The organism is Mongoliibacter sp., from assembly GCF_007692705.1.
Classification (GTDB): domain Bacteria; phylum Bacteroidota; class Bacteroidia; order Cytophagales; family Cyclobacteriaceae; genus Mongoliibacter.
The window spans coordinates 1-13,125 of record NZ_REBN01000098.1; the positions used below are offsets into that span (position 1 = coordinate 1).

At 40.5% G+C, this 13,125-nt stretch carries 8 protein-coding genes; 5 read left to right on the top strand and 3 right to left on the bottom strand.

The annotated features are described in order from the left end of the window. Window positions 1–244: 244 nt before the first annotated feature. The 3 genes from EA341_RS03635 to EA341_RS03645 all read left to right on the top strand — a co-directional run bounded on the left by EA341_RS03635 (window position 245) and on the right by EA341_RS03645 (window position 4,446). Window positions 245–2,641, top strand: a complete 2,397-nt coding sequence (locus EA341_RS03635) for a penicillin acylase family protein (RefSeq protein WP_293011403.1) — start codon at window positions 245–247, stop codon at window positions 2,639–2,641. A gap of 352 nt (window positions 2,642–2,993) precedes the next feature. Continuing rightward, on the top strand, window positions 2,994–3,401 hold the full coding sequence (msrB, locus tag EA341_RS03640) for a peptide-methionine (R)-S-oxide reductase MsrB (RefSeq protein ID WP_293011405.1): 408 nt from the start codon (window positions 2,994–2,996) through the stop codon (window positions 3,399–3,401). A gap of 487 nt (window positions 3,402–3,888) precedes the next feature. Continuing rightward, entirely contained in the window at window positions 3,889–4,446 is a 558-nt protein-coding gene (locus EA341_RS03645; RefSeq protein ID WP_293011406.1) for a sugar O-acetyltransferase, read from the top strand. Between the two features lie 266 nt (window positions 4,447–4,712). On the opposite strand, the gene EA341_RS03650 is transcribed toward EA341_RS03645, so the two are convergent. Continuing rightward, window positions 4,713–6,410, bottom strand: coding sequence for a TrkA family potassium uptake protein (locus EA341_RS03650; protein WP_293011408.1), 1,698 nt, complete (start codon window positions 6,408–6,410; stop codon window positions 4,713–4,715). Between the two features lie 570 nt (window positions 6,411–6,980). Between EA341_RS03650 and ffh the strand changes: the two genes are divergently transcribed. Both ffh and EA341_RS03660 read left to right on the top strand, forming a co-directional pair. Beyond that, the gene (gene ffh / locus EA341_RS03655) at window positions 6,981–8,318 is read left to right on the top strand and encodes a signal recognition particle protein (RefSeq protein WP_293011410.1); all 1,338 of its coding nucleotides are present in this window, start codon (window positions 6,981–6,983) and stop codon (window positions 8,316–8,318) included. A 95-nt stretch (window positions 8,319–8,413) separates the two neighbouring features. Continuing rightward, the gene (locus tag EA341_RS03660; RefSeq protein WP_293011412.1) at window positions 8,414–8,857 is read left to right on the top strand and encodes a GNAT family N-acetyltransferase; all 444 of its coding nucleotides are present in this window, start codon (window positions 8,414–8,416) and stop codon (window positions 8,855–8,857) included. A gap of 54 nt (window positions 8,858–8,911) precedes the next feature. Here the strand turns inward: EA341_RS03660 and EA341_RS03665 are convergent, their stop codons facing one another. Together EA341_RS03665 and EA341_RS03670 are read right to left on the bottom strand one after the other, a co-directional pair. Then, on the bottom strand, window positions 8,912–10,306 hold the full coding sequence (locus EA341_RS03665) for an aminopeptidase P family protein (RefSeq protein ID WP_293011413.1): 1,395 nt from the start codon (window positions 10,304–10,306) through the stop codon (window positions 8,912–8,914). Window positions 10,307–10,452: 146 nt separating this feature from the next. Then, window positions 10,453–12,675, bottom strand: a complete 2,223-nt coding sequence (locus EA341_RS03670) for a S9 family peptidase (protein ID WP_293011415.1) — start codon at window positions 12,673–12,675, stop codon at window positions 10,453–10,455. Window positions 12,676–13,125 lie beyond the last annotated feature (450 nt).

Consider the following 13,125-nt stretch of genomic DNA (forward strand, 5'->3'; position numbering starts at 1 on the left):
AACCATAACAAATTGATTTTTAAATAATTAAAAGTGATTCAAGGTACTTTTATTTTAAAAAAAATCAAAAGATTTGTGGTAAAAATAGTTACTGAAAATGCAGCATTATAAGGGACCTAACTGTTCATGATTTTCCTCAAAAAAGAAGTTGCATGCTTCATAAAGCATAAAAATACACTTGTGAGCGTAAAGCAATCAACGAAAACTTATAAATTGGAGCGATTAACCCAAGATATTCTCCTATATGAAAAAACTTATTTTTATCCTGATCTTCCTTTTCTTCGCGATCATCACAGGTTACCAGGTTCTCAAATACCTTTTTGCACCAAAATATAGCGGTGAACAGGTAATCGCAGGAATGTCTTCCGAAACCGAAGTATACTTCGATGAGTTCGGTGTACCACATATTTATGCAGAGAATGCCGAAGATGCCTATATGGCTATGGGCTTTGTTCATGCACAGGACAGGTTGTTTCAAATGGAAATGATGCGCAGGGTTGGTACAGGGACATTAGCTGAACTTTTGGGTGAAGACCTATTGGAAGTAGATAAATTTTTCAGAACCTTGGGAATCCCCAAGCATGCCAAATGGAGTGCTGAAGAATGGGAAAAGAATGGGCCTTCTGAAATCAAGTCAGCTGTTAATGCCTATATCAAAGGAGTGAATACCTTTATGGAAAAGGGCAAACTTCCCTTGGAATATACTCTTCTGGGGCATTCCCCAAGACCTTATACCCTTGAAGACATGCATGGTATCATAGGATATATGTCCTTTACCTTTGCCATGGCTATGAAAACAGATCCATTGATCACCAAAATGGCTAGAGAACTTGGGCCGGATTACCTCAAAACCCTATCAGTGCATACCCTTCCCGAACACCATGTCATTCCCAACCATTACCCTAAAAGAAATGAGGAGGATAACCGTATCCTAAAAGATTCCTCCCTAATCTCAATCTTGGATAAATTACCGGTACCACTCTTAGAAGGCAGCAATGCCTGGGTCATCGGCCCGGACCGAACTGCTTCAGGAGAAGTTTTATTTTTGAATGACACCCATATTGGTTTTTCACAACCCTCTGTATGGTTTGAAGCACATTTGGAATATCCTGAATTCAGTTATTATGGCAACCACCTGGCAGGAATACCTTTCGGTTTGGTCGGACATACACGTCTGCACAGTATGGGCTTGACCATGTTTGAAAATGATGATCAGGATTTTTATGAGGAAAAAATAAACCCTAATAACCAGATGGAAACCATCTATGGAGATGAATTCAGGGCAATTCAGGTAAGAACAGAAGAAATACCAGTCAAGGGACAGGACCCTATAAGCTTTGAAATCCGGGAATCTATACATGGCCCTATCATGAATGAGGTGATTCCGGAAATCGCTAAAGTCACTTCCAACCCTGTAGCCTCTTGGTGGGTTTACGTGCTTGAGCCAACCAAAGCTCTTGAAGCAACCTGGAAAATGGCGAGAAGTAAAAATATCCAAGAGTTTGAAGAAGGTGCCAGGTTAATACACGCACCTGGTTTGAACGTCATGTATGGTGATAAAGCTGGCAATATCGCTTGGTGGGCTACAGCCAAACTACCTATCAGGCCTGAACATGTCAACTCAAAAATATTTTTGGACGGAAGTAACCCTGAGGATGAACCTCTGGGCTGGATGCCATTTGAAGAAAATCCCATGAGCATCAATCCTCCTGAAGGATTTGTGGCTTCTGCCAACAATCAGCCTGATACACTAAGCAATGGGACTTTTTTCCCTGGCTATTATTATCCTGGAGAAAGGTGGAATAGAATTGCCAAAACCATCACTGCGAGAAATGACTGGGACCAAAACAATATCAAAGCACTTCAGCTGGAAGTCATCAATGAAACCCATCCAGTCAATGCCCGATCAATGATAGCAGCTGTAAATACAGCTATCTACGAAAACCATAAGGAAGTCATCTCCGAGCTTGAAAATTGGGATGGTAACCATGACCTGAACAGTGCCGCCCCCACCATCTATTACAAATGGCTTTACCACACCCTGCATGGCATGATGGCAGATGAACTGGGAGAGGAATGGTTTGACAACTTCTTGGAAACCTTCCTGTACATCCGAAGTGTGAGCAATTTGATACAAACTGAAGACTCGGCTTGGTGGAATAACATCAATACAAATAGTACGGAAATCCGAGCCTTGATCATATCGGAAGCCTTGAAAACCACTTTACAGGAACTTAATGATCAATTTGGAAATGACAGTAAGAAATGGACTTGGGAAAATGCTGTGGTCTTGGAGCACCCGCACCCTCTTGGTGCCAAAAAGCCCCTTGATAGAGTCTTCAATGTCAAAGCCCCTGTTGTTCCTGCCAATGAAGAATCAGTCAATAAATTGGCATTCAAACTTAATGCAGATGGTATATATGCTGTGAAATCGGGTCCGGCAATGAGAATCATATTGGACTTTGCAAACGTAGAAGCTTCAGAGTCTATATTACCTACAGGGCAGAGTGGCAACCTATTTTCCCCTTATTACAGTGATCAGGCAGAAATGTTTGCAAACGGTCAATACAGGCCTCAATTGATGAATGAAGGAATGATAAAACAGGTATCTAAAAGAAAACTGGTGTTTAAACCTGAATGATTTGGTAACTTGAAATGCCCTCGACAAAAAATCCACACATAGAGAAAATCCCAAAACTGCCAGAATTGAATTTCCATAAACTTATCTGGGCAATAGGGCTGACCATTGAATACAAATTATAAGCATGTGGGAAAAACCTTATACAGGGTTTGTTGCTTATTATGATGAGTATACACGTAAATACGTGATGCTGAGAAAAATTAGGAGTAGCTACTGTATAGACAGGATTGGCATCTACTGAAGACAACTCTGAGCTGTTGAAATACAAACCATTACTATTCAGTGTAAGCTTTAAAATCCAATATTAAGGTCACTGTCTAATTTAGCGCCCATACATTATAAAAATAAAATTATGTCAAATAAAAAATACCCTATAGAAAAGCAGGAAGAAGACTGGAAAAAAGAGTTGGATCCTGACAGTTACCATGTTTTGCGGGAAAAAGGAACGGAAAGACCATTTTCAGGTCAATATTATTTGAATGATGATACTGGTATTTATGAATGCAAAGCATGTGGCAATGAAATCTTTCATTCATCAGAAAAATACGACAGTGGGTGTGGGTGGCCATCCTTCACGAAACCTGTCAGGCCGGATGCCATAGAAGTTCATATGGATTACTCCCATTTTATGGTCAGAGAAGAAATCCTATGCGCCAATTGCGGCAGTCATCTCGGTCACCGTTTTCCCGATGGCCCCAAAGACCGTGGTGGCATCCGTTATTGCATCAATTCCGTAAGCTTGGATTTTAAGGAAAAATAGGAGACAACTTTTGAAAATGAGTTACTCCACCGTTTAAAGCAAGATGTTCATGGTTAAAAGTTCATTTGCCCCTACGTTTTAACCTTTAACCTTTAACAATCTTCTGATCAGTTAATCAATTAAATAACACCTCAAAAGATTCCTCCTGCGTACCAATGACAAATAGCTATTTCTCGCGGCGATCGCTGCGGCTTCGCTGCGATCGCTGCGTGAACCCTTTTGTCATTTCCATTCTGTTAATGCCAATTTTTAAAATCACAGAATGACAAAGTGAAGTAAAATTCACCCTTGACCATCTGCATTCAGTTAATCAGTCCTACCTGCGGCAGAAAAGCACACGACTTGCCCACTGCAGAATTAAACCCATCCTCTGTTCATCATTTCGTCAATTTTAAATTTCTAATTCACCGCTACTCACTTTTCACTCTTGCCCTATCCAGTCCATCATTTCACACATTTTCTCTATATTCAAGTCAAATTGATAATAATGAAGACAGAGAAAGAAAAGATGTTGGCCGGTGAGCCATATATGGCGAATGATGAAGTGCTTTCAAATGAAAGACTTATGGCCAGGATACTGCTCAAATCATTCAATGACAGTGCCCCGGACGAACCAGAGCATAGGGCAGATTTGCTTCAGGAACTCATAGGGAAATCAGGGAAAAACTTTCATATTGAACCTCCGTTTTACTGCGATTATGGCTATAATATTGAAGCAGGAGATGATGTTTTTTTCAACTTCAACTGTGTGGTATTAGATGTTACATCCGTAAAAATAGGCAGCAGGGTGCTTTGCGGACCAAATGTCCAAATTTATACCGCAACGCATCCTATGGATGCACAGACCAGAGGTACAATGATAGAATCTGCCAAACCCATAACCATAGGAGATGATGTTTGGATTGGAGGAAGTGCTGTTATTTGTCCCGGAGTCACCATTGGTTCCCGATCTGTCATAGGCGCGGGCGCTGTAGTAACCAAAGACATACCTGATGATGTTTTTGCTGCAGGTAATCCATGTAAGGTCATTAAAAAGTTGAAATAGATACTACTGGATACTTACTTTGTGATATTGGTGGATATTGAGACGTAATTGAAGGGGTAAATTGAAATATTGTAGATATATGCTTCGCGAAATACGATAGAAATATTTCACTGTACACTATCCCAACAAGTGTTTAGATTTTGTATTTGGACCGTATTTCTATTGTATATCAACCCTATTTCAACTGTATTTCTACCTTATTTCCATTGTATTTCAACCCTATTTCCATTGTATTTCCATCGTATTTCAAAGCATTTCTCATAAAATCAATCTCCCTTACTTGAATAAGTTTTAAAGAATTCATTTTCAGCCTCAACAGTGCCGATTAAGATAATCTCAGCATCCTCCTTTAACACTAAATTGGGTTCTGGATTGATCAGCATTTCACCCTCAAATTTTACAGCAATAACTGTACACCCGGTTTCTTTCCTGATTTCAGATTCAGCAATACTTTTCCCTACTAAAGTCTCTGGAACTTTTACCCGAATCAAATCCAGCCCTTCAGCGACCATCAACACATCATTTCTTCTGAGTATGTTCAATATGGCATTCGCACCCATAGAGGCGTAGGATAAAACAAAATCTGCTCCTGCCCTATGTATAGATGCGAGATTTCTTTCCAGAGTTGTACGGGTGATTATTTGAATATCTGGTCGTAAGGAGCGGCAGTAAATGGTCAGGTAAACATTCACATCATCATCATGTGTGGTGATAATGACGCAGGGAGAATCCATAATACCTGCCTCTTTAAGGATTTCAAAATCTGCCGCATCCCCTACAATGGTTTTGGCCATATTTTTCACCCTAACAGGATCTTTTTCTACAATCCTATAATCTAAATTTCTAGCTGCCAGAGCCCTGCCAGTTGACCTGCCTACACGTCCGCCACCAAGTATGATAATAGGTGCTGAATGATTGTATTTAAGGTGGTAGGTTTTATTGTAAGCATCTATCTGTCTCGGAGAACCTGCCAAAACCAGTACCGTACTGTCATTGATTTTGGTGTCAGGGTCGGCAGGCATAAATTTACCTCTTTCCCATATACCCACTACACTGACTCCTATGTTTTGTCTCAATTGGGTTTCTCTCAAAGTCTTATCCACCAATGAACAGCCCGTTACACTGGCCTCTGCAATAATCAGTTCTCCAAAACGTCCAATAACATGCGCATTGGCATCACCGCCATTTGCTCTCCTTGAAAGCACCTTTCCCATATCCTCTCCCAGTTGTAGCACATGGTTGCATCCTGCCAGACTTAGGATATCCAAAGAAGCACTCGCATTGCAAGTAGAGATGACTGGCACGTTTTTGTTGATGCCCCTCACCGTGAAAGCTACATTGGTATTGAGTACATCAGATTCAGTAGAAACTACCAAAGCTGCATTTTCAATCCTTCCCTTTAGGTAAGTTTCAGGATCACCAAGATCCCCTAAGAGAACTTTCACCCCTTTTTCCCTCAACTCTAATCCTTCAGGAATTGAAGACACGATAACAGCATAGGAGTATTTGTATCTTTTGAGTTTCTTGATCAATGCCTCTGTGACAGGCCCAAAACGAGTCAACAGCACATGCCCTCGGATATTTTCAGGAAGTTCCCTGGGAACTTTTGACTGTTCCTGTGCTTTCATCCAAGGTGAATAAAAAAAGTTGATAAAAGTGAAAGGAAATAAGACCAAAAGGAACAGCATTCCAGATAGTAAAACAATAATAGAAAACACCTTTCCTGCATCACTTTCAAAAGTAATATCCCCGAAGCCAAGGGTTGACATGACAGTTAAAGTCCAATACATTCCAGTGATATAACTGAAATCCTTGCCCTCAAACTTCATCAGTACATGGAAAAGAATTGAAAAAAGTATAACGAGAAGCGTCAATACGATCAAGAACTTCAACAATAATTTAAAATTCCTTCTTTCAGGACGGTTTTTCAGAAAAAGTGCTACTTGTGTTGAAAGGGTCTTCATAATAATGGCAAAGTTTTTATTTTAAATAATATTCGGAAAGTTGACCCTATTAAACAAGAAGAAGCGAAAAAATGGTGAATCGACGAACTGTGTAATTGTGTAATTGTACAAAATGTGTAACTGATTAACTGAACTCCACTTGATACAATAACCCGACCACTGACACGATGCCAAATCTTCCCGATGGACTAAATTCAAAAATCTAAAATTCTATTTCCCGCAATGACGCAAAGAGAAAAAGAAGTTTGTAGATAAGATTTATGCAGCAAGACAATGTTCTTTCTGTTTTTTCTAGGCCTATTGTTTTTAAGGACGCAAAGATTTGTGACTGAGTCACAACCTGGCGGTTGTCTCAGTCCGGCAAGACTTTTTAACTGATGAACTGTGAAATCGTGCAATTGATTAACTGAACTCCACTTGAAAGGGCCAACCGATCACGGATGTGATCCTTCATCCCTCATCCTTCATCCTTTCCACACCTCATAATTCGTAACTTCTAGCTTATTCATCCTCCTTCAATTCTCCATAAACAAAATAAATTCCTATTTTTGCCTCAAATAAAGAATAAGCATGTTTGATAATCTGAGTTTTAAGTTAGATAGAGCTTTTAAGACCCTCAAGGGTACTGGTAAAATCACTGAAATCAATGTCGCCACTACTGTCAAAGAGATCCGAAGGGCTCTGATAGATGCCGATGTTAACTATAAAGTTGCTAAGGACGTAACCGACACCATCAAAGAAGAAGCCTTGGGAAGGGATGTCTTGCTTGCTGTGTCTCCAGGTCAACTCTTGGTAAAGATTACCCAGGAAGAACTGACCAAATTAATGGGAGGTACCAAAGTAGATGTTACTTTGTCGGGCGATCCTGCTGTGGTATTGATCTCAGGTTTGCAGGGTTCTGGTAAAACAACTTTTACAGGAAAGTTTGCCAATATGCTCAAAAAGCAAGGCAAACAGGTACTTTTAGCCGCTTGTGATATCTACAGACCTGCTGCTATTGACCAATTGAAAGTACTTGGTGAGCAGATCGGTGTCGAAGTGTATGCCGAACCAGAAAATAAAAACGCACTTGAGATTGCCAATAATGCTTTGGCACATGCCAAAAAAACTGGCAAAAAGATAGTCATTGTGGATACTGCAGGCCGTCTTGCGGTAGATGACCAAATGATGCAGGAAATAGAGACTTTGAAAAGAGAACTCAATCCTTCAGAAACTTTGTTTGTCGTAGATTCCATGACGGGTCAAGATGCGGTTAATACTGCCAAGACCTTTGATGAACGTCTTAATTTTGACGGAGTGGTATTGACGAAATTGGATGGTGATACCAGAGGTGGTGCTGCCATTTCCATACGTCACGTAGTCAACAAGCCTATCAAATTCATCTCTACGGGTGAAAAAATGGAAAATATCGATGTTTTCCATCCGGACCGTATGGCACAGAGAATTCTGGGCATGGGAGATGTGATTTCTTTGGTAGAGCGTGCCCAACAGACTTTTGATGAGGATGAGGCCAAGCGGATCAATTCGAAAATCAGAAAAAACCAATTCAACTTTGATGATTTCCTTTCCCAGCTTGAGCAAATCAAAAAAATGGGGAATATCAAAGACTTGATGGGAATGATTCCCGGAATGGGTAAAGCAATGAAAGGATTGGATATTGACGATGATTCTTTCAGACCTATAGAAGCGATCATCAGAAGTATGACACCTTTGGAAAGGGAAAACCCGGATGTGATTGATGGGAGCAGAAGGAAAAGAATTGCTACAGGAAGTGGAAGAAGTATACAAGAAGTCAATAACCTGATGAAGCAATTTGCAGATATGCGAAAGCTAATGAAACAAATGAACAAAATGGGAGGTGCACAGAAAGCCTTGGGCAGTATGATGCCAAACCTCAAGGGTAAATAATTGAATTAGCCAGCTCAAACTTGAGCTGGTTTTTTTTATGAAAGGTTGGCTTTAATTCAGGTGCTATGTTTTCTTTGAAGAAATAAACCCAGAAAATGATCAAAGCAAGTAACAAACCTGAAGAACACCCAGAACTATTGGAAATTTGGGAGGCCTCGGTCAGGGCAACCCATGATTTTTTGACAGAAGAAAAGGTTCTTGAAATCAAGCAGATAATAATTGAAGGGAAGGTTTTTTCTCATGTTGACCTTTATTCATTTTTTGACATGGAAGGTGTCAGAATGGGCTTTTTAGGGCTTTCAAAAGAGAAAATTGAAATGTTATTCATCCATCCTGACTTCAGAGGAAAAGGAGTAGGACAAGCACTGACCGAGTTTGCTGTCTATGAAAAAAACATAAAGCAGGTGGATGTCAATGAACAAAATGCCCAGGCAGTTGGATTTTATAAAAAAATGGGCTTCAAGGTCGTTGGAAGAAATCCCTTAGATGCTCAGGGAAATCCCTTTCCTATTTTGGAGATGAAAATAGAGGTGGAATGATCATTTGAAGATCGTGATTATAGAAGTGATAAGTGAATATCAAAATCCGTTTTGTCATATTTTCCCTCTCCATTCCTCCACTTCCTTCAGAGTTATTGGCAATGGATCACCGATAAGCTGAGCGCCTGTTTCAGTTATGAGAAACCCATCCTCAATACGTATACCTCCAAAGTCCCAGTATTTTGCCACAACTTCATAGTCTATGTATTCGCTATGTAAGTTCTCAGCCTGCCATTGGTCTATCAATTGGGGAATAAAATAAATACCAGGCTCTATAGTGATCACAAATCCTTTTTCAAGGGCTTTACCCAATCGAAGAGACTTTAAGCCAAATTGATCGCTCTTCTGGAGTTCATCTGTGTAGCCCACATATTCCTCTCCCAAATCTTCCATATCATGCACATCCATGCCCATCATATGACCCAATCCACATTGGAAAAATAAGGCATGTGCTCCTTTTTCTACAGCCTCATCCAGATCTCCTCTCATGACACCAAGTCCTTTTAAACCTTCAGCAAGTTTTCTGCAGGCCAGGAGGTGGACATCGATGAACTTTACCCCGGGTTTGGCTGCTTCCACCGCTCCCTGGTAGGCATCGAGTACAATTTGGTAGATTTCTCTTTGACTATCAGAAAACCTATCTCCAACTGGAATGGTCCTGGTAATATCACCGGCATAATGCATGGATGATTCGGCACCGAAATCTCCCAAGAGCATTTTTCCTTCGGTCAAGGTGTTGGAGTAATTGTGGTAGTGCAAAATCTGACCCTCAATCGTGATGATAGGTGGAAATGATAAACTGCCTCCAGCTGCCAATGCCTCGCCAGTCACCATGCCTAAAAGCTCATATTCTTTCATGCCTGCTTTTGCTTCCGACATCAGTTTTTGATGCATTCTTACGCTGATATTCACCGCCTTGGTAAGCTCTTCAATTTCCTCCTTTGACTTGATGGACCTTAGCGAAACAATGGCTTTGATGAAATCTACAGAAACCAAGGAAGGGATTTCATCCCAAGGCTTTTTGATCCAGGAAGCCAGTTTTTGTGTATTCTCTGGCCGGTATGGAGGTAGAAAATGAATTGACTTGTCCTTAAGTGAGGTGAGAAATTGGGCGATATCTGTTTTTGACATTACTTTCTCTACTCCCACAGCTTCTGCTAAATCAGAAAGTGGGGTATGTGTTCCTTGCCAAATGCTTTCTACTGTAGTCAAGTCATCTCCAAAGATAATTTCCAAGTCATTGTCTATATCGATTATGGCGACTAGGCTAGGCATATTCAGGCCAAAAAAATAGAGGAAGCAACTGTCCTGTCTAAAAGGGTACCAATTGTCTTTAAAGTTACTGCTGCTTTCTTCATTGCCTAAAAAGAGCAAGACACCTGAACCCATTATTTCCTTCAATCGGCTTCTACGTTTTTTATAAGTTGCTGTTGAAAAGATTTCATTCATATACATTTCTTAGTTTTCGAATTGGTAATATGTAAACATGATTATCCGATTTAGCAACAGTAGAGATAATTTACAAGATTTAAGAATCACATTAGAAACAATATCTATGAATATCAAATTGGACTTATCGCTACAACCCTAAATACTTACCTTCCCCCTGCCGGTAAACTCCTCCGCCAGAAATTTTTCATAGTTTCTCTTAGGTGAAGTGATGTGTTTTCCCTTTCATTGATCCCGTGCGCCCGCATTGGATAAGACATCATAGAGAATTGTTTGTTGTGCTTGATCAATTTGTCTACAAGCATTTCAAAGCTTTGATAATGGACATTGTCATCGGCAGTTCCATGAATAATCATCAATTCCCCTTGAAGTCCTTCTGCGTGCGTGATGGGCGACCCTTCTATATAACCTTCTTCATTTTCCTCCAAAAGCCCCATATACCGCTCTTGATAAGTCGCATCATAAAGCCTTTGGTCTGAGACAAATGCCAGTGCCAAGCCTGCTTTGTAAATTTCAGGAAACCTAAACATCAGGTTGAGGGTCATCTGCCCTCCCCCACTCCAGCCCCAGCTTCCCACTCTTTCAGGATCAATGAAATCATAGGTTTTTAGGATTTGTTTTGCGGCATTCATCTGGTCATAGGATGCTAATATGCCAATCTGTCCATATATAGATTTACGCCAATCTCTTCCTCTAGGTGTTTTAGTTCCTCTATTGTCAATACTGATGACCACATATCCTTCTCTCGCCATGTAATGGTGCCATAAATCCCCATCCATCCAAGCATCCTGAACGGTGGATGCTGCCGGTTCACCATAAACAAAGAAGAGCAATGGATACTTTTTCCCGGGGTCAAAGTCTTGGGGCTTGATCATCCAAGCGTCTAAAACCACCTCGCCTATATCCACTTTGATAAACTCCTTGGGATTCAATCCCAATGATGCATACTTGGATGCCAACTCTTGATTCTCTTCCAAAACCCGAATAGTCTGATGGTCAGGCAAGCTGACTAGGGAATATATAGGAGGAGTTGTGGTATTTTGAAAAGTATGGATAGCGAATTTTGAATCTGTGGAAATTTGATACGAATTTTGTCCCGAAAGCTCCATGGGACTGATCCTTTCCGCCTCTCCTGTTTGATTGAGTGAACTGCGGTAGAGGTAGCGTTGGGTAAAATTATCCGGTGATGCGATGTAGTATACATACCCGACTGCCGGATCAATATGACTGATGCGTTCCACATCAAATTCTCCCTTCGTAATCAACTCAGTAGATTGTCCGTCCCTGGAAACCTTGTACAGGTGTAACCAGCCATCCCTTTCACTGGTCCAAGTGAAGTATTTTTCATTATCCAACCAACGTATATTGTCATATACATCTAAAAATGCTTCGTCTTTCTCTTCCAATATCTTTGACAATTCCATGGTTTGGATATCCCCAGTCCAAACCGTATTGGTATTTTGCCGCCTGTTCAATTGTTGTATCATCACTTCATTTGAATTTGGAATGAAATCCATTCTTGCCAAGTAGTTGTTTCTCGGATCTCCAGGAATATCAAACCAATTGGTTTCTCCTCCTTCGCTGGAAACCACACCTATTTTCACCGCAGAAAGGGTATGCCCAACTTTGGGATAAGGCATGGGGATGGGTTGGGAATAGATGCTATCAATATTGTTAATCAGGTAAAATGTTCCCACTTCACGGGTATCCGATTGCCAATAGGCTATATTTTTACCATCTGGGCTCCACCTGAAACCATCCCTACAATTCAATTCCTCTTCATAAACCCAGTCAAATGTCCCATTGATTGTATCCTCTCCCCCATCTTTGGTAATCTGCTTGATTTCACCAGAGGCGAGCGTTTCGATAAAGATGTTATTTTGGCTTACATATCCCACCCGGCTTCCATCCGGAGAAAACTTGGCAAACATCAGGGTACTTGCAGGGACTTCTTTGCCCAGTTGACTTAGCTTTCGGGTTTCCAAATCCAATACCCAATAATCTCCACGGGTATGGTAGCGCCATACTTTTCGGGTATTGGTGAAAATAAGCAATTTGCTATTGTCTTCAGACCAGTGGTAGTCTGCTATTGGCAGAGGGTCGCTTTGCCCGGAGGGAACCAATTCATCTGCTGAAATCAAAATTGACCTTTCTCCAGAAAGAGCATCATAGCGGACGATTTCATCACCCGAGAGCCGATCACTTTTTTCAATGCTGGAATAACCCTGACCATCCTTCATCCAACGTATAGGGCCGAATCGATTTTGGGAATAGACCCCATTTTTGAAAATATCAGGGAGGGTGAGTGCTGATTGAGAATATACTTCACCAGCAAAAGCAAATAAAAATACAAATAGGATGTATCTCATGATATTTATAAAATTATAGATGGTCAATTCCCCAATTTAAAGAGAATATAAGAGGTGTGTAATATAGTTTGTGTTGCTGAAAGCAGCAAACCTTGATGTTGGTACAGTTGATGAACTGGTCAAAAGATTGGTAAATCTGAATTGTTAATAGAATGGGCAGAGGGACTTTCGCTGTACTTTGACGAAATGACTAAAGATGAATTGATTAACCGATTAACTCCACCACGGCCAAGGCGATTAACTGATCTAAAGATTGTTAAGGGTTAAAATGTTAAAGGTTAAAATGTTAAGGGTTAAGTGTGAGGGCAAATGAACTTTTAACCATTAACTTTTAACTTATTGTTGATTAATTGATTAACTATATCCAGATGGTCAAGAGTGCTTTCGACTTCACTTTGTCATTCCGAGATTTTAAAATTTGGTATTTACAGATCATAAAATGACAAAAGG